Origin of the sequence: Brevibacillus gelatini (assembly GCF_050920745.1) — a bacterium.
Taxonomy (GTDB): Bacteria; Bacillota; Bacilli; order Brevibacillales; family Brevibacillaceae; genus Brevibacillus; species Brevibacillus gelatini.
On the sequence record NZ_CP154342.1, the window covers coordinates 3,485,079 to 3,508,048 of the forward strand.

The following is a 22,970-nucleotide window of genomic DNA, read 5'->3' on the forward strand; positions in this document are numbered from 1 at the left end:
GCCTTTACCAGCCTTTTTCCAGGATGACAACCGTCGCGTTGTCCTGGTTGGCTTTTTGCTTGCTCTCCACCGCCTCGATGATTTGCTCGGCAGCATCGTTAGCGGAGATTTTCTGGAACAGGATTCTCTCCAGCTCTAACTCTGTCAACGTATCGTAGACGCCATCGCTGAGCAAAAGCACCTTGTCTCCCTTCTCCAGCGGGAACGGCTCGCGGGCAATCTCGATGTTTTGAAAGCCTTCGTAGCCAAGGTAATTAATCAGCTGCTTTTTCTTCGGATGGCTGATCGCCTCGTCCTTGCTGATCTCTCCGGCGAGGAAGCGCTCCTCCAAGACCGATTCATAGATGTCTTTCTGGTTGATCGGGATGAATTCACCCCTGCGAAAAACCGTCAAAATGCTGTCGCCGACCGCTCCCCAGTGCAGCATGCCATCGTGAATGACAGCGGCAACCAGCGTGGTTCCGCCCCGGCTTCCTTTTAGCGCCTGCAAAATTTCCGCGTTCGCAAGCGAGGCCGCCCTGGAAAAGTAAAGCGAGAGGTGGCGCGGATGATCGAGCTTGGAAAACTCGCGGATGAACGTGTTGACCGCAAGCGTCGAAGCCAGTCTGCCGTTGGCAAGTCCGCTGATCCCGTCTGCGAGTACGGCAATCGTTCCGTGCGAAGTCGTCGCCGTGGCAAAATAGTCGTCCTGCTCTTCTCTTCTGCCGATGGTCTGCCCATTGCCGATTTGCATGACCGGATTCTTTTCCTGCCGGATGATGGCAGCGCGGAGTCGAAACAACAAAATAATGGCGACGATCACGGCAACCACAACGAAATAAGGAATGACCTCCTGTAGAAACATGCTCATCATTCCTTGTCTTTGCCTGCGTCGTCCCATTCGAAGTGGACACCGCACAGCGGGATGAAAATAAACTTGCTGTTGCCGAGCTGAATGACGTCATAGGCGGTCAGCTCGACAGGCGTGTAGACTGCCTCGTTGTTGTGATAGGCCAAACCCGATGCGTCGCCGGGAAGCAGGTAAAAATTGCGTTTTTTCGGATCGTAGACGATGACGGCATGGTTTCGGCGTGAGATTTTGTTGTCTCCGATGATGCGGATGTGCATATCCTCGGCGCGGCCGATGAAGTTTTTTTCCGCCATGATGCGGTAATCCTGGCCTTGCTGCGGGCCCTCGATACAAACCAGCCATCCCGTGACAGGCTCGATCTCTTCCGTGTCGCCCAAATAAGGCATCGTCTTGTCGTCTTCCTCGACGCCCCGGGCTTGCCTGCCCTCAGACTTTGCCGCCGGTTCCACCACCAGGCTGCAATAGGGGCATGTGTTGCCGTGTTTTCTGCTGCTAAACATGTGTCCATTCGCGCATCTTGTCAAACTCATTATGATCGTCCCCCGTTTCTACTCTCTCCAGCTACTCGCTCTACTTCAGCAGCAAGCGTGTATTTGCTATGTAAATGATGTCGCCCGCTTTCACCTTGTAAGGCTGCTCGATTTCCAGCCTGTTTTTGTCGCGGCTGTTCGCCTGCTTGATTCCGGTTCCGTTGCGGGAGTGAATGTCCTCGATAAACCAGTTTCCCGACGCGTAGTTGAGCACCGCATGCTGCTTGCTGATGAGAGCGGCGTACTCCGCGTCCGACAGGTCGATGTCCACTTCGTTCTGGCTCGTGCTTTTGCCGATCAACAGCGAAGTCGCGCCCTGGATAAACCACTCCTTCACACTCTCGCCGTCCTCATCCAGCAACACGAGCTTGGTAATGCCTGTGTCCTTTTTCTCCTCCGTCTCGTCCGGCGCTCCGACCTTGACAATGAAAACGCCGAACAGGAAAAGACCAAAGGCGATTCCGGTAAAAATCTTCAGAGCGTTGCTGTCGGTATAGCCAAAAACATAGATAAGTGCACCTATCGACAAACATGCAATCAACAGCTCGATCAGCTTCACTCTGAATGATTTTTGGTAGGACTTTCCGTTTTTTGCCATATCCAATACCCCCCTTTACGCAAAAAGTGCCCCAAGCTTTGGGAGAATGGTTTTTTGCTGACATCCATCCAAAGAAAGGAGCTGGTTGCTGCTTCTATGTCCATCAAGGAGCTGCCATCCGATCTGTCACGGCCTCGTTTCTTCTTGTGCCGTCAGGATGATCGCCCGATTTTTTCCTTTTCGGTATGCCGCCTGTTTTTGTTCGACTCTGTGTGAAAGCATCTCATTTTTTCTTCATGCGGAAAAACTGCTCAAAGAGATCCGTCGTATCCAACGGATTTTTTTTGCCGCCATTCATGGCTTTTTTATTGACTTCCCCCGTCTTGGGGTTAAAACCAAAAAATCGTTCGAACGTACTTTCCAGATTTTCCATGTTCATGCCCGGATTCGCCCGCTCACGGGCTGTTCGCGTCTGCGTGTTGGCACCAGCCTTGCCGGCGCCGCTTTTTGGACGGGCTTGGCCCTTGCCTTGCACATAGGCTTCGTAGCGTTCGTCGTAGGCTTTCCGTGACGCCTCGTCTTGCAGTATCTGATACGCTTCGGTAATGTCCTTGAAAAGCTGTTCGGATTCCTTGCTTCCCGCGTTGACATCGGGATGGTGCTTTTTCGCCAGCTGTCGGTACGCTTTCTTGATGTCGTTCAGAGAGGCTGTTTTCGCAACCCCCAAAATTTCGTAATAATTTTTCATCCTCGCACCTCTTGTCTGGCTTTATTTTGGGAAAACCGTACCTTGAACACGGCTTTCAAGGTACGGCTGATGTTTGGGGACAAAACTAGACAGAGTAGCCGCCTTCGATTTTGGCGAACTCGGTCTTGTCTTTCTTTTGCTTGATGAACAGGGTGAAGGTTCCTACCCCTTCTGTATCGCCGAAGCGCTCGGTGTAGTCCACGACGAAAGCGTTCGGGAAGTAGATTTTGCGGATCACTTGATCGGCAGCGATTACTTCCAGCGTTACTTTGCGGTAGCAGTCAGCTTTTTCAGCTGGAACGAGCGACCACAGTGCCAGCTTCATGGTATCGTCAGCGCTGTCGCCGTCTGTGGCGGTGATGATTTTGCCTGTCACACGCAGCGTTGCTCCTACGTCAGTGGAACGAGCGTTGGAATCATCCGGAGTATCGGTGTCGTATGTGACAGTTGTGATGTTGTCCATCCCCAGCTCGATCGTTTCAGAACCTTCTACTTTGAGTCGAAAACCCATGAAAAATACCTCCTTGGTAAATATATGTGCTCTCGATAGGCCAAATGGGCTTCGAGATTTATGTGCAAGGGTGCGCTTCTTGGGGAAGCACACCTCTAAACACCTGAGTAGTGTGCGGAAAAATTTCATAAAAGCGATCCCGAAAGCCTACGCTTTGACAGGCGTTGTGCCTTTGGTGATCGTAACCTCCAGATTCTTCACGTTTCCGTTGAAGATCAGGTCGATATGGCACAGGTTGCTCTTGTCGTCGATGATGTAGCTCATGTCGTCGCCATCCTGAATGATGGAGTTGACAAAGCCGCGCGTGCTGAGCCATTTGCTCTTTTGGCTGCTCGGGTTGTTGCTGAAAAACTTGACGATGTTGTCGTGCTTGAAATCGCCGGTCTGGAAGCGGAGAATCCGCTCGATGTAGGTGCTGACCAGCGTTTTGTAGATCGGATCGAAGCCGTCCTCGGACATCGCCATGCTACGCGCCTTGTACACCGTGATTCGCTTGATGTCTTTGCCCTGGATTTGCGCGTTTTCCGAAGAAAAGACAAACCCGAAGTTTTTGCGGTTGATCGAATCCTTGATGTTGTTGGTAAAGCCGGAAATTTCCTTGGCCATTGTCGTGATGGCGCGCAGACCGTTTTCGCCTGCTTCGATGTCAAAGCGCACGCCCGGATATTCGCGGCTCGCCACTTTGAATGTCTCGCGCAAATATTCAGGACACTGATACGCAGCCACGATTCCGGCAGCGACGTAGCTGGCCCCGACGTACACGCCCTCGATCCACAGCTTCAGGATGTCTTCTTTTTCCTGCGACAGCTTCACGCCGTCTTCGGTTTGCAGCATCCGGCTGTCGATGACCACTCCGGACTTGTCCTTTGGAATAATCGTAAAGTTCGGAATGCACGGAATCGCAAACTCGCTGAACTCTTTGCGGGTCAGAACACTGCACTTGTCCATGTACTTGTCGATGCCGGCGGTCGCCATGCTGTTGAAGGTCGTTTCTTCGCCTGTGCTGAAGCTGAAGAAAATCTGCACCTTGAAGTCTTTGACCACCTGCAAAAGCATCGTCAGCGACTCCATCGTGTTGCCGTCCTGCTTGACGAGCTTTTCGTTGCCGCGGAAGCGCTCGCGCGTCACCTTGGCTTTCGCTCCGGCATCCATGTCGATTGACGGCACGATTCCGAACCAGATTGTATCGGTGAAGTCGTTTTTCGAGTTGACGGTGTTCAGGTACGTTTCCAGGCGCGGGATGTTGCTGCTTTTCACCAGCATGTCCAGCTTGTTGTTGGTGATGAGCAGCGATGGCTGCATGCCTTTGTTCTTGGTCACGTACTGATCGAAGAACATTTTCACGCCGAGAATCTTCTCGACCAGCGGCTTCACTGTTTTCACGAAGTCGTCCTTCGCGTTCTTGTAGAACTCCAGGTACGTGTTGTAGTTTTGCACTTCTGTCTCGATGTCGATCTCGTTTTGAACGGATGGCAGCGGGCAGAAGGTGCGCACCACGAGGTCTTTTACATAGGAGGATGGCGTTTCCGTAATGGACTCGTAATCCTCCTCGAACACTCCCATCAGGCCGCTTCCGTTATTTTCGTCGATCACCATCAGCTCGCGGCTGTCGCTCTTCGGCGCTTCGATGATTTTCAGTTCACCGTTTTCCCCAATCGTCAGCATCCCGATCTGAATCGCTTCGGACTGGTTCTCTTCCTGCGCGCCGCCGAGCAGCAGGCGGGTTTTAATATCTTCAATGGCGAGCGGAAGCATTGCCATGACGTTGTTGTAGTTTTTGCTGGCATCCTCGAACAAGATGTTCAGCTTGTCGCCGAGATCCAGTTTTTTCGGATCGCCGTCGTCCAGCTTTTCGTATTGGTTGTACAGGTAGTGAATCTCCTTGCGCACCTGGCGAATGTCGTCCATCACTTTTTTCGGAGAAATCATGTCGAGGAGATTCTCGAATTTGAAGTCGACGTTCGTAATTCCCTGGCTACGCTTCGTATCGATCAGCGTGAACAGCATTTTCAGAAAGTCGTTGTTCTGGTCGATCTTGATTTCGGAGATCGCGTCATCCGCAATGCCGTCCGGCTTTTTCAAGGTGTACACTACCTTTTGGTTGACGGCGTTGTAGAACGAGTAGACCGTAGGCGAAAACTTGTCCAAAAACTCGTCGAAGCTTCTCACCAGCAAATGCTCGTTGATCTCCTTGATCTTGTCGTCGCTCAGGCTGTCGATGCCTTTGACGTCACCCACGATCGTAATCAGATCGAGCTTTTCCGGGTTGATCTCTTCGAACAACATGGTTCTGTTGGTCTGGTTAATAATGTCCATAAGTGCCCCTTCCTTCTGTCTGACGTAAATGCTTGGTCCCAAGGTCTTCTAGCCTCTTCTAGTGTATGAGTGCTACTTGCCAACCAAATTACACTTCATGACATAAATTCCAATAAAACCAAAAATCTTGCCTCTAAAATAAACTCGCTCGCCATATTTTGTCAATCTATCGCCCATTACGACATTTTTCCTATTTGGAAAAAGACCATTCCCAGTATTTAGACCCATTTTATCCCACTTGTATTCCTTTTTCTGGTTGGTCGCTTTATGCTGGTTCCAGAGAGCCTTCATACCTGCTTTTCCCGATAAAATCAGCACCGCGCCTTACTTTGTCCCTACGTCGCGAAGCCGAGCCGTACAACGATTGGTACAGATCCGCTCCGAATGATCGACAAGGAGAGACAAACTTATCCTTGCTTTTTACAAAAATGGATATGGTTGTGCTATATATATCTCGGCAAAACAATTCTCACACTTTAGGCAAACTAGCATTTATAGGAAAATGGTCCTGTTTCAGCTAAATATGGACATTTTGTGAACTTTTGAACAAGAAGGGTGAAAACATGTACAAACAAATGACACACACCACACCTCTCCGAAAGTTTTTCAGGCTGGGGATATGGGCCATGCTGATTCCTCTCCTCCTCTTTCTCTCGCCTGTTCCCGTCTCGGCAACCGGAACCGGTGAGACGGGCATCGACGCGGTCTTTGTCATCGACACGAGCAATTCGATGAACCAGACAGACCCGGGAAAAACAGCCGCCGAGGTCATCAGCATGTTTATCGACATGAGCGAGGCTTCCCGGACGCGAATCGGCTTCGTTGCCTACAGTGACCGCATCGTGCAGACACAGCCGCTCACCAGCATGGCGGAGAGCAGAGAGCGCGAACTGTTGAAAAGCAAGATTCAGGGATTGCGTTACTCGGGGTATTCCGATTTGGGGCTTGGTTTGCGAAAAGGGGAAGAAATGATCGCCCGTGCGAAGGATTCGTCTCGAAAGCCGTTTCTGATCCTGCTCTCGGACGGGGGGACGGATTTGCGGCAAAATGCGAACGGGCGAAGCGTGGCGGCGTCCAACAAGGATGTGGAATCCGTCATCGCCAAAGCGAAGGCTGCGGGCTATCCGATCTACACCATCGGGCTGAACAGCGACGGCTCGGTACAGAAGGAGCAATTGAAAAAAATTGCGGAGACAACGGGGGGAACCTCCTTCGTCACCCAAAGCACGGATGATTTGCCGGAGATTTTCAATCAGATTTTTGCCAAGCACATCCAGTCGCAGCTCGTGTCCGTAGCGGCCATGACCGCTACCGGCAGCTTGCAGGAGGTCACGGTCAACATTCCGAACTCCAGCATGCAGGAAGCAAACATCGTGCTTTTGTCCAACTACCCGCTTCTGGAATCGCAGGTGTACTATCAATCGAAAAACGTGCACTTTATCAAATCGAAGAAATATTCGCTGATGAAAATCGAGCAGCCGAAAAAAGGCAGCTACCTGGTCAAATTCAGAGGGCGTCCAGGGGATCTGGTGAAGGTCAATTTGCTTGGCAACTACAGCCTGAAAGCGGATGTCCAGGTTGCGCCTGAGTCTGTGACCAAAGGAAATCCGACGACGTTCACGACCTATCTGACCCAGCTTGAGAACAATCAGCGGCTGGCAGATGCCGATGTTTACTCGGCGATGCAGGCAGAGCTGATCGTAACAGATCTCGCCGGAAACGAAACAATGACCGTTCCGCTAAAAAAGGTGGACAACAGCTTTGTCGGCGACTATGTCTTCCCGCATTCAGGCAAGTACCAGTGGAAAGTTTTCATGAGCGGTCCGGATTTTTACCGGGAGACCGCAGTCCAGACGTTTGATATTGCCAACCTGGCGCCAGTCGCCGTGACAAACAACGAGCTGACCGTGGAAAAGGAAGACGGCGAGCAGACGATTGACTTGTCCGCCTATTTTACCGATGCCAACCAGGACAAGCTGACGTTTGCCCTCGTTTCTGGCGCTTCTGCCGACACATTTGAAGCGAGCATCCAAGGCGGTGGCTTGAAGCTGTCGCCGAAAAAAAGCGGGACTTCCGAAATCACGATCACAGCCACCGATCCCGAGGGGGCAAGCGTAACAGGCTCGCTTGTCATCACCGTGCATTCCGTCTGGGATCGCTACATCACGATTGGACTGATCGTACTCGCACTGGCGGCAATCGGTGCTGGCGTTTACTGGTTCACGCGTCCTAAACCGCATTTTGTCGGACGACTGGAAGGGTATTTTCTGAACACCGCAAGCGGCAACGACATTCCCGTGAAGTTTTGGCCGCTCGCCGCGTTTGGCCAAAAACAGCGGATCACGCTGCACGAGCTGTTCACGAGTCTGGACGTCAATGAGCATTTGCCGGAATCGCAAAAAATTTACTTCCAGCCAGGGAAAAATCAGACGCTCATCATGACGAACCACAGCCAGTGTACTCTGCAAAAAGGCAAGGACATTTTGCCGCGCCATCAAAAAGTGGTGCTCCACTACAACGACAAAATATACGTGACGTTTGAGGACCGCGTGACCGAGATTGAACTTCGCTTTAAAGAAATGAAACCCAGCTCCGGACAGGCTGGGAGCTGGGAATCCGCGTAAACGAAAAATATCAGTTTTTCCCCGCAAGAAAGGGTAGCGGCAAACGCAGCTTGCCCTTTTGCAACAGATGCTCCGCACGGACGGCTGCTTCCAGCACCCGCAGTGAGGGGCATCTTTTTTTCGCCTCGACGGCCATCCCCCAGGAGATGACATTCGACAAAAGCCGCGGCACAGCGGCATTCAGCTCGCGAACAGAAGGCAGCCGATCCTCGATCACCCGCGCAGCCACATCAGCAGGCCGCTGTCCTGTCAGGCAGAAATAAAGCGTGGCCGACAGGCTGTACACGTCCGAAAAGACGCCTTGCCGGGACTTGCCGGAATAAAATTCGAGCGGAGAGTACCCTTCCGTCGTCACGATCTGCCGTGGCTCGTGCGCGTCAATGCGAACTGCCGAACCGAAGTCGATCAGCATCGGTTTTCCTTCGTCCGTGACGATGATGTTTTGCGGCTTAATATCGCGGTGGATGATTCCCTGCTTGTGCAGGTAGTCCAGGCCGGAGATCAGCGGAAGCACAATCGTGCGCAAAAAGCTCCCGACTTCCAGCTCTTGCTGCTTTTGCATGTATTGATCGAGCGTCTTGCCCTTGCATAGCTCGATGACCAGATAGGCTGTCCCATTTTCGGCAAAATGGTCGACATAGGAAGCGATATGCTCATGATGAAGCTCCTGCAAAATCGTCGCTTCCTGCCAAAAGCTCTCCAAAAGCGTGGCAAACCTGCCTTTTGCCGACGGCGTGCGGCAGATGACACTGCGATGATCCAGGTCGCGCATCGCCAGTGAGCGCGGAAAAAATTCCTTGAGAATCCGCGTCTTTTTCGCCCGCATCTGGTAGACGACGTACACGTTGGACAGCTCGCTCGTCGCAATCGCTTTTTTGATCCGGTAGACACCCTGCAAAATCGTGCCTTTTTTCAGGCATCTTTCTTTATCCATCAGCCTTTGTGTCCACTCCCCCCTGGCCTCTTTTTCACTCTTCAGCAACGATACCAAATTCGCGGGCAAGATGGCAATATGTGGGGATTCGCCTCGCCTGGAGCGCGCTTCGGACAGCAGGGATGCGTCACGAGTCGCATCTTGCAGCGAATGAAGCCACAGACGCTCGGCCAATCAAAAAAGCAGCCCGCACGACCCAGGCTGCTTTTTCTCTTCACTCACTCATCACGCCTTCGCTTCGTCAGGGCGGGCGTATACGTTCTTCCCGGAAACGAACGTCAGCATCACCTCAAAATTTTCGTCCAGCACCGTAATGTCCGCATCGTAGCCAGCCGCAAGACGTCCTTTTCGCTCGCCATAGCCGAGAATCGAGGCAGGTGTGTGGGAGGCCATCTCTACTGCTTCTGGCAATGGCACAGCGCTTAGCGTCACCATGTTCCCCACGGCCCAGTTCAACGTCAGGATGCTTCCGGCAAGGGTTCCGTCGGCCAGCTTGGCCTGATTTTCGCGGACGCGCACCTCCTGCCCGCCGAGATCGTAGGTGCCTTCTCCCAATGCTGCGGCACGCATGGAGTCGCTGACCAGCGCGAGCCGCTCAGCCGTTTTCACCCGGTACAAAATGCGCATCACTGCCGGATGCACGTGAATGCCGTCTGCAATCAGCTCCGTACTCAGCTGCTCATGATACATCGCGGCCCCGACGACGCCCGGCTCCCGGTGATGCAGTCCGGTCATGGCGTTAAAGCAGTGGGTAAAATGACGCACGCCAGCATCGACCGCTTCTGCCGCCTGGGCAAACGTCGCTCCGGTATGTCCGGCCGAGACGATCACGCCCTGGTCTTTCAGCCAGGCAATCGCTGCGAGCGCCTCCGGCTGCTCCGGCGCGATGGTGACGACCTTCATCAGTCCTTGGGACAGTCCGTACAGCCGCTGCACCGCTTCCAGCTTGGGCAGGGCGATGTTTTCTTCCTTTTGCGCCCCTTTGTAGCGCGGATTGATCCACGGCCCTTCCAGATGAATGCCGATGATCTGTGCTCCGGGAAGCCCCTGCCTACTCGCCTGTGCAATGTTTTTGAGCACTGGCTCCAGTTCCTCGTAAGGCGCTGTCATCGTCGTCGCCAAAAACGAGGTCACACCGTACCGCGCAAGCGCCGTGGAAATCGCCTGCAAAGATTCAGGCGTGCCGTCCATCGTATCGTGTCCGTCAATGCCGTGCATGTGCATATCCACAAAGCCGGGGCAAATCCAGCCTGTCCCTGCTGACACCACCGTTGCCGGCCACGGCTTGGCGTAGCCCGCCGCTTCTCCGGCATACACAATGGTTCCATCCGCCACGACGACAAGCCCGTCTTCGATGACTTGCCTGTTGGCGATGATTTTCCCTTTGAGTGCGTACTCCTGTTTCATGTTTTTCCTCCGTCATGAACCTGCCATAATCTGTCAAAAGACTGGCCTACACCAGGCTGCGGCATACCCGCTGTGCTTCCTCCACCAGTTGCAAGACAAGCTCGCCCGCTCCCAGCTCTCTTCCAAGCGGTGCAGCCTGCCCGGCCCACATCGACATGTACGCGCTTTGCTGCTTTTTGCCGGAAGCAGCGCGAATGTCTTTGGTCAGCGCGTTTTGCACCGGATAGGTCGGCAGCTCGTGCTCCAGTGCCGCCATTTTTTGCATGAAAGCGTTCTGGATGCCTCTGGCCCATTTTCCGGAAAAGGCACGCGTCAACACGATGTTCTCGTCGCTCGTCTCCCGAATGGCTTGCTTGTGCAAAGGGTGCGCCCCGCTTTCCGCACAGGTCAAAAACGCCGTTCCCAGCTGTGCAGCCTGCGCTCCCAATGCGAAAGCGGCGGCGATGCCTCGGCCATCCATGATTCCGCCTGCGGCAATGACGGGAATGCTCACCCGATCCACGATCTGCGGCACCAGCGCCATCGTCCCGATCAGATTGCTGGGGGCGTCCGGCAAAAACGACCCGCGATGCCCGCCCGCTTCACTGCCCTGGGCCACAATCATGTCCACTCCGCAAGCTTCGAGAGCGACCGCCTCGCGCACAGTCGTCGCCGTCCCGATGACCGTCACGCCTTTTTGCTTCAGCGCCTGGAGCGAGTGCGGATCGAGCAGGCCAAACGTAAAGCTGAACACCGCAGGCGCTTCTTCCAGTACGACGGCCAGCTGCTCGGCAAAAGACTCGGCAAAGCTTGCTATCGGCGGATTTTCCGGGATGTCCAGCTCGCGGCGCACCTCATTTAGCGCCGCAGCCACATTGGCAGCGATCGGCTGCTTTTCGTCGAATGCTTCCGGGATGAACAGATTGACGCCAAAAGGCTTGTCCGTCCGTTCCCGAATCTCGTGGATCGCTTCACGAATTTGCTCTGGACTCATGTAGCCCGCTCCCAGCGTGCCCAGTCCCCCGGCTTCCGATACGGCTGCAACCAGCGCCGGAGTAGTGGCTCCACCCGCCATCGGCGCCTGAATAATCGGCCATTGGATGCGCAGACGTGACGTAACCGGATTTCGTTTCCACATGCTTCATCCACTCCCTCTGTCTGTTGCTTTCTTTACTTGCAAGACCAGTCCTCATCTGAAAGCCGTTCGAGAAAATGCGCCAGCACACGCGCGGTCAACCCCCAGATGACTCGTCCGTCCAGCTCGTAAAACAGATGCTCAACCTTGCCTGTGCGCCACGGATACCGTTTGCCGCCGGGGATCAAGTGGTAAGGAAAGTCCTCCTCCGGCTCGGTGACAAGGGAAGACGTATAGGTGGAAGGTTTTGCCGCAGCGAGCCGCTCAAGCGAGATGACGAACACCTCGCCGACCTCGTCGGGATTCGGCTTCATGTCAGTGATTCCCTCCACGAAGCCCACAAACGGATAAATGACGGCACGTCCCGGCCCGGTCAGCCAGTCCAGCTCTCCGACGAAATGAATGTTTTCGGGCGGCACCCCCAGCTCCTCGCTCGTCTCCCGGCGCGCCGTCGCCCATTTTGACTCATCGCTTTCCTCCGCCCGTCCGCCGGGAAAACAAATTTCGTTGGCCTGCCTGCGCATGGTGCTGGCCCGCTTTTCAAACAACACGCCAAGCTTGCCGTCGTCCATTTTCACCAACGGGAGCAAAATGCCAAACTCCCCCACTTGCTGCGCGCCCATAATTCCTGGCGGGCGCTGCTGCAGCACGCGGGAAATTTCCGTTACGGCCGCTTCCTTTGCCAACGGCTCGGCAGCTTGTACATACTCCGCCACTTCAATGAGGTTATGATCTGGATCGCGCACGTAGACAGAACGGATCGGTCCCGCAGCTCCAGTCCGGTATACCGGCCCCACCTCGATTGCCACGCCGCACGCGGTCAATTTTTCCATGACCTGTTCCAGCGGCACTGCTGCAATCAGGCACAAGTCGGCAGAGCCTGGCTGCGGGTGCCGCGCTTTCGGCTCAAACTCGTGCCCAGCCAGATGAAGATTGATTTTTTGCTGCCCAAAGTGCAAGGCTCTCCTGCCATGGTCAAACGTCACGACCTGCATGCCCAGCACACGCTCGTAAAACTGGCAGGTTGCCTCCAGATCACGGACAGTCAACACCAGATGGTCCAGTCGGTCAATCACGCTCGCCACTCCTTCCTGTCCCGTCCCAAAACGATTGTCTAAAAACCTTTTCTGCTACCCCCATTATACAACCAAATTTCCGCATTACCGACCGCGAAAGGAAAGACAAGTGCATTCTTTTGCAGGGAACTCTCCAGCGCAACAGGCCGGAGCGCTTTTTCCTCCAAGGGGAGCCGATCAGTCGCCCAACAAAAAAGCGAGCGTACCTTCCAAATCCATTGGTTCGAAAGATACGCTCGCCACTTTTCCAGCCTGATCGGTTTTCACTTGTTCTCGCGCTGGGGGCGAAGCTGCCGCACCCAGGTCTGCACCATTGCGCTGTCCAGGCTCCCGCTTTTTTCTACGCCCTCGAACGGGCAAGCAGGTACAAGAAGTACGGTGCCCCGATGACAGCGACCACAATGCCTGTCGGAATCTCGGACGGCTGCAACATCCAGCGCCCGAGCGTGTCGGCGACGATGACCAGAAGTGCGCCTGTCAACGCCGAGGCAGGCAGCAGCGTCTCGTGCTTCGGCCCGACCAGCCTGCGGGCGAGATGCGGGCCAATCAGACCGACGAAGCCAATCCCGCCGCTTACCGCCACGCACGATGCGGCGAGTCCGACCGATGCAGCTAACAGCTTGAGCTGCTCTCTCGCCACCGGAGCGCCAAGCCCGATCGACAGTTCCTCTCCCAGATGGAGGACGTTCATCACGCGCGCCTTGTAAAAGACAAAAGGCAGGAGGACGACGATCCACGGCAAAAGCGACAACACAAACTTCCAGTTGGTTCCCCAGATGCTTCCGGCAAGCCATGTCGCGACGACCTGGTATTTGTCCGGGCTCAGCTTGAGCGTCAGCACGATCATCGCCGCGCTCATTCCCGCAGCGACCGCAATCCCGGTCAGCAAGATGCGAATCGGCAACAAGCCTTTGTGTCGTTGATAGGAAAGAACGAAAATCAGGGCCGCCGTCAGGCTCGCCCCGACCAAAGCCAATACCGGCAGCAAAAATACAGGCGCGTCAGCCAGCGACGGATAGAAGGAAATGAACAGCATCACCATCAAGCCCGCTCCGGCGTTGATTCCCAAAATCCCCGGGTCCGCGAGCGCGTTGCGGGTAATCCCTTGAATAATACAGCCGGAAACTGCGAGACCTGCGCCGATCAAAATCGAGATCACGATGCGCGGCAAGCGGAAATCAAACAAAATCAGGTTTTGCTTCTCTGTCCCTGCCCCGAACAAGGTTTTGAGCAGTTCCAGCGGTGACAGACGGATGTATCCCGTATTCATGCTGATGATAAAGGCGATCAGGATCAGCACGGACAAAATCGTCATGACGAGAATGCCTCTCTTGCGCTTGCGGGCAGCAAAATGAGCCATAGCTGGTTGCATGTTTACATCTCCCTTCTTTCTTTCCGCGCGAGGTAAAGGAAGAACGGAACGCCAATCAGCGCAATCAGGGCTCCCAGCGGTGTTTCATACGGCGGATTCACCATTCTCGCGGCCAGGTCGGCAAAAACGACAAGCAAGCTGCCCAACACGGCCGAGCATGGAATAATCCAGCGATAGTCGACCCCGACGAGGTAGCGGGTCAGGTGCGGAACAATCAGGCCGACAAAGCCAACCGCGCCGACAACCGCAACAGCCGAGCCTGCCAAAATCAAGACGATGACGGTAGCCGCCAGCTTGACGAGGGCAGTTCGCTGCCCCAGCCCTTTGGCGACTTCCTCGCCGAGACTGAGCATCGTGATCGAACGCGCCATCACAATCGCCCCCAGGATGGCCGCCGCAATCCAGGGGAACATCACTTTCAACTGGAACCATTTCGTTCCGGCTACCCCGCCTGCGTACCAGAAAGCGAGGTCTTGACCGATTTTGAAGTAGAGCGCAATCCCTTCACTGAGGGCGGACAAAAGTGCGCTGAGCGCTGCCCCGGCAAGCACGAGCCGCACAGGGGTCAGTCCTCCTTTGGCCATCGAGCCGATTCCGTAAACCAATCCTGCCCCAAGACCAGCGCCCAAAAAGCCGTACAAAATCAGGTACATGAACGGCAATCCCGGTAAAAACGCAAAGCAAAGCGCAATCGCGAAGCCCGCTCCGGCATTCAGTCCAAGCAAGCCGGAGTCTGCGAGCGGATTGCGCGTCATCCCTTGCATAATCGCGCCTGCAACAGCGAAGCTGGCTCCGACCATCGCGCCCCCCAGCAAGCGGGGAAGACGTATCTCCTGAATAATCTGATGCTGGGTAATATCTGGATTAAAATGAAAAATGGCATCCCAAACGACAGAAAACGCGATGTCTGCTGCCCCGAATGAAACAGACAGAAACATGCCGAATATCAATGCAAAGACCCCGCCCGTCAGGATCAGCGTTGCTGCCCACGGACGAGAACGAAACTGTTCTGCTTTCGATTGTTGCCCCATGCTAGCCCCCTTCTCCATTTCTTATGTACATGAACTGAACCATGAGAATGATTTTCAATGCATATTATACGGGGCTAAACGGGATTTGCCAAGCAAGCATGCAGGCCCCGTTCATCTGCGGTGCGGTTCAGCGATGAACGGGGCCTGCTCTTTTTCATTGGCTCCTACAGCGTGTAGTCGCGCTCTACCTTGCAGATGCGGGTAATGTAGTGACCGTACCACATCTGCCTGCCTTTTTCCTGTGCCACGCGATGCTCCTCATGCTCCTTCCAGTCGCGGATCGCTTCCAGCGACGACCAGTACGAAACGGTGATGCCGAAGCCGGATGCATCCCGCGCGCTTTCTGCCCCCAAAAAACCGGGCTGCCCGGCAGCCAGCTCCACCATCCGCTGTGCCATTTCGCCATAGCCCTGATCGCCCTCTGTCCGCTGGGAGGAAAAAATGACCGCGTAGTACGGCGGCTTTGGCGTCTGTGCAAACAAACTCATGAGCGCTCCCCCGCTTCTTTTTTTGTATGCTCCAAGTCTACTATACCATTGCGAGTCGTGCGGAAAAAGCCAGCCGCGTTGCGTCTATGCGTAGCAAAAGACGGGGCGACTGATCCACATCCCAAAAAAGAAAGCCATGACCATTTGTTTCAGATCGTGGCTTTCTTTGCTTTTCGAGCGGAAAAGTTGCGTGGTGCTAGTTGTAAATATATTTTTCAAATACTTTGCCGAAGTCTTTGACGACATACTTTTCCCTGGCGTCCATGAGCCAGTCGAATGCGTACTGGTTGATCGACTTGAACTGGGCGGCTGCGTCTGCCTGCTGGCCTCTGCCGAGTACGCTTTGCGCCACCGTCAGGCTTTCCCGCGCGTGTTGGAGCGCGATTTCGTTTTCGTGCGTGATCGAGGCGATTTTCAGCAACGCTTTGTACAGGTCTTTCAGTTCTTCCAGATGTTTTTTGTTCACGTCGATGGAGTAATACTGCTCGCCGATGGTAAATTTGATTTCCACATCGAGGTCGATCGTTCCAGCCGTCTCCAAGGCGACGTTGGAGATTTTGTGCTTATCGTAAGAAAAACGGCGCAGCACGCGCTTTTTGCTGGTCGCGCTCGTTCCGTCCAGATGAATCAGCGCGAGGTTGGTGAAGCAGTATTCATCGGATTTCGATTTTATCAGAAAGTAGATTTTTTCGTTGTCTTCATGCATGACATAGTCGTCTGCATCGACCTTGTCGTAATCGGCGGGCTTTACCACGATCCCTACATTGCTCAAGCCGAGCGCATCTGCTGCGAGTTTTCCAAACATCGCAAAACCTCCCTTATGGTTGTCCCCTTCAATGTACGGTTCAGACAGAGCGAAATTTCTCCATTTTCTGCCGTTTTCACATAATCCCATTCATTATATAGAATGGATCGCCGATTCGTATAGAGCGCAAAAACGAATTGCCCCGGAAATGATGGGCGGCACGTCAGGTTTTGTGGATTGCCTGATAAGCCCTGGCTTCGTCTTCCTTTTTGACGTAAATATCGTACTGGGTCCGATCCTCGCGGGGGAACATGCCCGCACTGTCGCTCAAAAATCGGTTCGCATACAAGTGCGAACGGGTCCGAAACGGCACGCCGTGGGCAGACAGCCTGTGCACGACTTGCAAATATTGCTCGTGGCCAAACGCCGTATAGACCAGGCATTTGTATTTGGAAAAGAGCGTGAGAAAAAAATTCATGGCTTCGGCTCCTTTTTCGCCTTTTTCGTCTCCGAATAAAAGATTGGGCAGCCATCGTCAATCCAAGCAAAAAGACTGGCCCAGGCAGGCGCGCATGGTTCAGTCTTTTTGCTTTCCTACAGCTCAATCACCGGAATGCCGTTCGTCTCCTGGACTGGCTCGACCTGTCTGCCCGCCGAACGGACGAGTGTGTAATACTCGTAGCAGCCGATCACCGAAAAATCTCCGTCGATGACACCCGGATAGGCGCGGTTGACGGAATACACCTGGCTTTGGTGGGCGCGCAGCGCTTCGCCTTTTTGCGTCCGGTAGTCGGTGATGTCTACTTTGCCCGTGATGGGAACAGCAGGCTCGGGGCCGCGATCCGGACAATGGTCGTAATAATGCGGAATGGAAACGTAGTACAAATCCGGATATTCCTGCAGAGCAAGCTGCTTCTCTGCTTGCTCTACAGCCAGCGTCGTCGCTTTGCAAGTGACAATATGATCGGGGTGGCCTGTCACACCATCCGGCGGAAACGTGATGACGACATTTGGCTTCCACTCCACGATCACGTCGCGTATTTTGGCAACCAGCTCGTGCAGATCGACCTGCTGCAGGGAACCGTCTGGATAGCGGAGCAAATCAAGACGCTTGATGCCGAGCACTTCCGCCGCCTTTGCCAGTTCCTGCTCGCGGTGACGGGCCAGCTTTTCCCTGCATTCAATCGCAAACGGTCCCGAGCGCCCCTTGCAGCCGGAGGTGATGCACAACAGGCACGTCTCCCGGCCTGTTGCCTTGCATTTGGCAAGTGTTCCCCCGCAGGCGAATGATTCGTCATCCGGGTGGGGAAAAACGACCATCACTTTTTTCATTGTACGCACCTCACTTGCTGCCGGATTGACGCTCCAAATACGCCAATCCTTTTGCTATGACTCCGTAGATCGGGTCGTTTTGCGCATTTTCGATGACGACCTGGGCAGCGTAGCGCTGGACGTGCTCCGCGACGATTTTGCGGACGCGCTCATCGTTTTGCAAAACCCCGCCCTGCATAATCAGCTGAAACGGCTTCGCTTGCATGCCCAAGGCATCCATGACAGCGCGAACGGCAGCAAACAACTCTTCTCCCGCCGCCTGCAAAATGTGCGCCGCCACCTGATCTTTCGCGAGCGCCGCCTGGCTGACCAAAGGAGACAGCTCGGCTACCTTTTCAACCGCGTAGTGCTCACCATACGTCCAATTGAACAGCTGGTCGACGCGTGCAAGCCCCAGGTGCGTCAGCAGCATCTCCTTCAACAGCGTCGGCTCGCCGCGGCCGTCTGCTGCCCGCAGCACAGCCATGATCGCCTGCTTGCCGATCCAGTAGCCGCTTCCCTCGTCGCCAACCCGATGCCCCCAGCCACCAGCACGCGCCGTTTCTTGGGCCTCGTTGACGCCAAAGGCGATGGAACCTGTCCCGGCGATGACGAGAATGCCCGGCTTGCCGCCCGTTGCGCCGAGCAAGGCGGCAAACCCGTCGTTTTCCACGATCAGATGGTGGACCCGAATGCCGAGTTGATCGAGCACTTTCCGCACCATTTGCGAGATTACCTGCCGATCATGCTCCGTGTCCAGGCCCGCGATCCCGAAAACGGCGCAGTCCACTTCCCATTCCAGCTCGCCTGCGCCCTGTCCGGTGACAAACGGGGACAAGGTGCCGCGCGCGGTCGCGTCCTCCATCGCCTGGCGAATCGCTGCGGCCAGCTCGCGAGCAGCGGCTTTTTCTCCGATCCCCTGGTAATTGCAAGAGCCGGAACGTCCCTGGCCGACTTCTCTTGCCGCTCGGTTCACGAGCACCGCCAAGCATTTGGTGCCCCCTCCGTCCACAGCCAGAAGAGGTATTCGCACCACTGCCATTACTCCACACTCCATTCGGCTATCATCTGGTCAAGCCTGTTCATTGCATCTGTGCAGGCTTGTTTTTTCGCTGCAAGCCATGCGTTTTCCTGCTGGAGCACAGCTCTGCGCTCTGCGATTTGCCGCTTGATTTCCTCCGGATTCGGTCCGCCCGGCAGCTTGCGGATCATGACGAAATGCACCGGATCGAGCGCCAGTCGCAGTTCCTCTGCCGTAATCGACAGCTCTCGGCCAATCACGTCCACCGCCGCACGGTTGACCAGCTCAAGGCTGATCTGGTTGGCCAAAAGGCTGGCGCTGGCCGCTTCCCTGACCACGCGGCTCACGATGTGGTGCGCCTTGCGAAACGAGAGGCGATCTGTACGCACCAGCGTATCCGCAAGCTCCGTCACGGTTGCGAAGCTGGCTTTGGCCCGCTCCAGCAACACATCCTTGTTGACTTCCATCGTCCCGACGACGCAGGCCATCAGGCGGTACATCTGCTCCAGCACGGCCATGCTTTTCCAGGCATACGGCTGCATGTCGTCTTCGGTGTCGACGATGTCGCCAAATGGGGTGTTGTGCATCATCGTCAGCACCGTCATGGCGTTTCCGGCGCTGGTGGACAGCAGCGAGCGGATATGTTCAAAGGAAACCGGATTGCGTTTTTGCGGCATGATCGAGCTGATCTGCACGTAGGGACTGGCGACTTTTAGCGCATGAAACTCCTGCGTGCACCAAAGCAGCATGTCCTGCACGGTGCGCCCCAGGTTGATCGCAGCCAGTTGCACCGCCGTCGCCACCTCGCCCAAGTAGTCCGCACCGCAGACGGCGTCATACGAATTTTCCACCAGTTCGTCAAAGCCGAGCAATTCGCGCATCCGCTCGCGGCTGATGGCAAAGCCGGAGGTCGTCAGGGCTGCTGCCCCCATCGGGGAACGGTTGACAGTCTGGTACGCCTGGATCAGCCGCTTGATGTCACGGCCGAGAAGGTCTGCCGCCGCCATGATGTAATGCGCCATGGTCGTTGGCTGTGCCTGCTGGGTATGCGTATAGCCGATCATGACCGTCTCGGCGTGTTCGTGCGCAAAGAGGAGCAAATGCTCTTTCAGATAGAGGGCAGATGCGATCGTCACCAGCAATTTTTCGCGCAGCACCATGCGGTAGATTGTGATCCCCATGTCATTGCGGCTGCGGGCCAGGTGCAGGTTGCCAGCCACATCAGGGGCCAGCTCCGAGAGGCGGCTCTCTACCTGAAAGAACAAATCTTCAAACTGCCCGGTGTAGGCCGAGCGACGCAACTCTTCCAGGTCGATCCCGCAGAGTGCGCGGGCGATCTGCCGAGCCTCGGCTTCCGTAAGCAGTTCCGTCTCGCGCAGCATTATCAGGTGCGCCTTGTTAATCGCCATCATCGGCTGCAACAGGTGGTGCTTGGCTTCGTTGAATGCCGGCTCCAACACCGCCTCTGCGTATGTCTTCCCGGGGAAACTGGTCCCCTCCTGCAAAAAGATGCGCTCTCTGTAATCCATCTTTCTCGCCTCTCCTTCCCCGCCGATTGTTCAGCTACTCCCTTTTCTGCGACGGCTTCGTGCACCTCTCTTGATTTCGTGTGCCTTTCATCCTCGGCGGAGCCCATTTGTCTTTTTGGGGCGGGGAGAAGACCGTCCCCGATCGTCTCCCTCTTCCCCGGCAAAACACCATCTTTGACAAAGCGAAGTGCCGCTTTTGCTACTGTTGCAGACTGACCATATTGACGAACATGCGGATCGCCCCAGGCACAAGCGCCGGAATTTCGCGGTACCAGACCAGCGAGCTGTACGTGTACGTTCCTTTGCCGTATTTGGCAGTGAGGAATGTGCCTGTAAACTCTTTTTCCCCCGGATCGCCATTGGCAATCAGCTCGGTGTATTCCTTGCCCCACTCGGACGGATTGTAGGCCGAGCGGTCCTGAATCCAGTTGTTCCAGTCCTCTGCGGTTATTTTATTCGGCGTGTTGAATATGGCGTGGTCCGGTGCAAGCATCGTCACCTTCGAGTTCTCGTCCGTGACGCGCCACTCGATCAGCGGCGTGCCGATCTTGATTGGATACGGCGCCAGCTCCGGCTTCCATTTATCTTCCGGCTTGTGGTATTGCACGACGAGGTTGCCGCCGTTTTCCACGTATTTCAGCAAACGGGTGTTGCTCGAAATCAGCTCTGGCCGGAAGCCGTAAGCGCGAATGCCCAGCACTATCGTGTCGTACTGGTCGAGATCACCGGATTCGATGTCTTTGGCTGTCAGGTTCGTCACATCGACGCCCACCTGTGCCAAATACTGGTCGATGTTGTCAAAGCCGCTGGAAACATATCCGACCTTGAGTCCCGTTGGAACCTTAAGGTCAAACGCCTGAACGGTGAGGGTTGCTGGCTGTACGAAATACGTAGTGCCAATGTGCGGGTAACGGATGACTTGCGCCCCGTGACGGCTTTCTTTTCCTCCGCCTGCGGCCACAGCCGTAATCGTGTAGGCAGCCGGCTTGACGGAAGCGGGTGCCTTGACCGTAAAGGCTGCCGACTTCGTTTCTCCTTTGGTGTCAAAGCGGAGCGGTGCCACTTTTGGCTCCACATGCCAGCCTTCCGGCACTTCCAGAGAAATGCTCGTCTGTGCCGGACCTGGCTTGTAGTTTTTCACTGTCACTTTCACCGGAATCGGCTCTTGCGGCTGCAGCGTGTTCAGCACGGTTGCGTTCGGATCGAGCGTCATGGCGAATGCCGGGAGCACCGCAACCGCGTCTGCTGGCAGGACATGGCTGGTTGCTGTCGAGCCTGCAAAGCTGTAGCTGACACCTGCCGTAATCGCCGGAGCTGCGTATGGCTGGAACAACTCCGCATGGGCAGGGACTGTCACTTCATAGGTTGTTTTCACTGTCTGGTTGTAGCCGAGCGACGGGAAGCTGGTGGTGGAAAGCGCCCGCGCCTGCCAGCCTTTCGGTACGTTCAGCGTCAGCTTCACGTTGTTCACCTTGGCCTGGCCGCCGTTGTACGCGCTCACGGTGACTTTTGTCGTTTGGCCTGCGACCAGTTCATTCGTCTCCGGCTTCACCTTTGTCACGAGCGAGAGGGCTTCTGCACTCGCTTTGTACAGCTGCGCCTGCTTTACGCCCAAGCGATGGCGCAAGTCCGTTTTTGTATCGGCAGGAAGCGGGGACGACTCGACTTCGCGCAGCGCTTTTTGCACGTCAGCGAGCATCTCGTGCGCTTCCCTGGCTACTGCGGCAAAGCGCGGATAGGCAGCCATCACTTCCTCTGCGTCTTTTTGCAGCTTTTTCAATTCATTGGCGACTTTTTCGCCGCCGGATTGAGCAGCCGCTTCTTTCGCCAAATCGTCAAAGGTGTAGGCGATGCCTTCGAAAAAGTCGGCTTCTTTCGCCTTCGTCTCGACGATGGACTGAGCCAGCTTGTAGTAGCTATAGCTTGGCCCTTCGTCATAGTGGCGGCCCATGCCCTGGCTTTTGTGCATGAAGCGGGACTCTTCGCCAAGTTGCACGTAGGAAGCGCCGTAAATCTCGTCATAGGCTCCGACAGGGATGCTCACGGAGTAGTCTTTTTCCTGGGCGGGCACATACAGCTTTTTCACCTGCCACGGGGACAGACCTTGTTTCAAGTGCTCGGGAAAAACGTTTGGATCTGCGGCATCCTTGAATGCCCGAACGGTCATGACGTTAATGGCGCGATGATGGCCGTGTGTCGAAGGTTCATTCAAAAATGCGGGAATCAGGACATCCGGTCTTAAGGTACGGATTTTGCGGATCAGCCTTTCGTAAGCGACGTCCTCCCCCCACTTTTCCAATGTCTCTTCCGGGCTTTTGGAAAAGCCGAAGTCGAAAATAGGGTCGTCAATCTTTTCACTGAGGTTCTCCAGATGGATGTTCGTGATTTTGGAAGCTTCCTGCAATTCACGGGTACGAATGATCCCTAGCGCGTTACCCAGCTCGCTGCCAATCTCGTTTTGTCCGCCTTCCCCACGGTTGGCGATGACGCTGGAGGTGTCTACCCCTTTGCCGAGCGACAAATAGGCGAGCAGGGCACTGTGCTCGTCGTCCGGATGGGCTCCGGTATTCATCGCGCTGGCAATCGTGGTGAGCGGCTTGATCGCTTTCCACAGGTCGACGACTCCCCGGTCGGCGTGCGCAGGCTGCGGCGCGAGCGGGATGACCAGACTGGCGGCAAGCGCGGATGCGGCCGCAATCGCGTAAAGCTTGGCGAGTTTCCCCTTCCTCAATGACCTCTCCTCCATTCCCTTTACCAATTGATGTTTCCATCCATCCATCATGGCGCGAGGATTTCGTTGCATTTGCCACGGATCGACCCATGAC

At 55.2% G+C, this 22,970-nt stretch carries 21 protein-coding genes; 1 reads left to right on the plus strand and 20 read right to left on the minus strand.

All coding sequences use genetic code 11. The annotated features are described in order from the left end of the window. Positions 1–4: 4 nt before the first annotated feature. The 7 genes from AAFJ72_RS16750 to AAFJ72_RS16780 all read right to left on the minus strand — a co-directional run bounded on the left by AAFJ72_RS16750 (position 5) and on the right by AAFJ72_RS16780 (position 5,811). Complete coding sequence (locus AAFJ72_RS16750) at positions 5–844, minus strand: PP2C family protein-serine/threonine phosphatase (RefSeq protein WP_432774836.1); 840 nt, start codon at positions 842–844, stop codon at positions 5–7. Positions 845–849: 5 nt separating this feature from the next. Next, entirely contained in the window at positions 850–1,380 is a 531-nt protein-coding gene (locus tag AAFJ72_RS16755) for an FHA domain-containing protein (protein WP_122906635.1), read from the minus strand. A gap of 40 nt (positions 1,381–1,420) precedes the next feature. Next, a complete protein-coding gene (locus AAFJ72_RS16760) occupies positions 1,421–1,978 on the minus strand; it encodes an FHA domain-containing protein (RefSeq protein ID WP_432774837.1) in 558 nt (185 codons plus the stop codon). A gap of 223 nt (positions 1,979–2,201) precedes the next feature. Next, positions 2,202–2,666: a DnaJ domain-containing protein gene (locus AAFJ72_RS16765; RefSeq protein ID WP_122906633.1), complete on the minus strand. Its 465-nt coding sequence runs from the start codon at positions 2,664–2,666 to the stop codon at positions 2,202–2,204. Between the two features lie 85 nt (positions 2,667–2,751). Next, complete coding sequence (locus AAFJ72_RS16770; protein WP_432774838.1) at positions 2,752–3,177, minus strand: membrane-associated protease 1; 426 nt, start codon at positions 3,175–3,177, stop codon at positions 2,752–2,754. A gap of 147 nt (positions 3,178–3,324) precedes the next feature. Continuing rightward, positions 3,325–5,493 (minus strand): transcriptional regulator, encoded by a 2,169-nt coding sequence (locus tag AAFJ72_RS16775; RefSeq protein WP_432774839.1) that lies wholly within the window; start codon positions 5,491–5,493, stop codon positions 3,325–3,327. A gap of 72 nt (positions 5,494–5,565) precedes the next feature. Continuing rightward, on the minus strand, positions 5,566–5,811 hold the full coding sequence (locus AAFJ72_RS16780; RefSeq protein WP_432774840.1) for a hypothetical protein: 246 nt from the start codon (positions 5,809–5,811) through the stop codon (positions 5,566–5,568). Between the two features lie 308 nt (positions 5,812–6,119). Between AAFJ72_RS16780 and AAFJ72_RS16785 the strand changes: the two genes are divergently transcribed. Next, on the plus strand, positions 6,120–8,117 hold the full coding sequence (locus AAFJ72_RS16785; protein ID WP_432774842.1) for a VWA domain-containing protein: 1,998 nt from the start codon (positions 6,120–6,122) through the stop codon (positions 8,115–8,117). Positions 8,118–8,127: 10 nt separating this feature from the next. On the opposite strand, the gene AAFJ72_RS16790 is transcribed toward AAFJ72_RS16785, so the two are convergent. The 13 genes from AAFJ72_RS16790 to AAFJ72_RS16850 all read right to left on the minus strand — a co-directional run bounded on the left by AAFJ72_RS16790 (position 8,128) and on the right by AAFJ72_RS16850 (position 22,876). Beyond that, a complete protein-coding gene (locus tag AAFJ72_RS16790) occupies positions 8,128–9,051 on the minus strand; it encodes a serine/threonine protein kinase (protein ID WP_432774844.1) in 924 nt (307 codons plus the stop codon). Between the two features lie 225 nt (positions 9,052–9,276). Further along, positions 9,277–10,458: an N-acetylglucosamine-6-phosphate deacetylase gene (gene nagA / locus AAFJ72_RS16795; protein ID WP_432774845.1), complete on the minus strand. Its 1,182-nt coding sequence runs from the start codon at positions 10,456–10,458 to the stop codon at positions 9,277–9,279. A 46-nt stretch (positions 10,459–10,504) separates the two neighbouring features. Further along, positions 10,505–11,575, minus strand: a complete 1,071-nt coding sequence (locus AAFJ72_RS16800) for an NAD(P)H-dependent flavin oxidoreductase (protein WP_432774846.1) — start codon at positions 11,573–11,575, stop codon at positions 10,505–10,507. Positions 11,576–11,607: 32 nt separating this feature from the next. Beyond that, positions 11,608–12,648, minus strand: coding sequence for an NUDIX domain-containing protein (locus AAFJ72_RS16805; RefSeq protein ID WP_432774848.1), 1,041 nt, complete (start codon positions 12,646–12,648; stop codon positions 11,608–11,610). Between the two features lie 340 nt (positions 12,649–12,988). Beyond that, positions 12,989–14,020, minus strand: a complete 1,032-nt coding sequence (locus AAFJ72_RS16810; protein WP_432774850.1) for a FecCD family ABC transporter permease — start codon at positions 14,018–14,020, stop codon at positions 12,989–12,991. 2 nt (positions 14,021–14,022) lie between these two features. Continuing rightward, a complete protein-coding gene (locus tag AAFJ72_RS16815) occupies positions 14,023–15,051 on the minus strand; it encodes a FecCD family ABC transporter permease (protein ID WP_432774851.1) in 1,029 nt (342 codons plus the stop codon). Positions 15,052–15,215: 164 nt separating this feature from the next. Beyond that, positions 15,216–15,539 (minus strand): antibiotic biosynthesis monooxygenase family protein, encoded by a 324-nt coding sequence (locus tag AAFJ72_RS16820; protein WP_122906622.1) that lies wholly within the window; start codon positions 15,537–15,539, stop codon positions 15,216–15,218. Between the two features lie 196 nt (positions 15,540–15,735). Next, entirely contained in the window at positions 15,736–16,344 is a 609-nt protein-coding gene (locus AAFJ72_RS16825; RefSeq protein ID WP_432774853.1) for a PH domain-containing protein, read from the minus strand. Between the two features lie 163 nt (positions 16,345–16,507). Next, a complete protein-coding gene (locus AAFJ72_RS16830; RefSeq protein ID WP_432774854.1) occupies positions 16,508–16,762 on the minus strand; it encodes a hypothetical protein in 255 nt (84 codons plus the stop codon). 116 nt (positions 16,763–16,878) lie between these two features. After that, positions 16,879–17,616, minus strand: coding sequence for a PIG-L deacetylase family protein (locus tag AAFJ72_RS16835; RefSeq protein ID WP_432774856.1), 738 nt, complete (start codon positions 17,614–17,616; stop codon positions 16,879–16,881). A 10-nt stretch (positions 17,617–17,626) separates the two neighbouring features. Continuing rightward, positions 17,627–18,637, minus strand: coding sequence for an N-acetylglucosamine kinase (locus AAFJ72_RS16840; protein ID WP_432774857.1), 1,011 nt, complete (start codon positions 18,635–18,637; stop codon positions 17,627–17,629). Continuing rightward, positions 18,637–20,145: an argininosuccinate lyase gene (gene argH / locus AAFJ72_RS16845; protein ID WP_432774858.1), complete on the minus strand. Its 1,509-nt coding sequence runs from the start codon at positions 20,143–20,145 to the stop codon at positions 18,637–18,639. The genes AAFJ72_RS16840 and argH overlap by 1 nt, the downstream gene beginning before the upstream one ends. Before the next feature lie 199 nt (positions 20,146–20,344). Beyond that, positions 20,345–22,876 (minus strand): NEW3 domain-containing protein, encoded by a 2,532-nt coding sequence (locus AAFJ72_RS16850; RefSeq protein WP_432774860.1) that lies wholly within the window; start codon positions 22,874–22,876, stop codon positions 20,345–20,347. Positions 22,877–22,970 lie beyond the last annotated feature (94 nt).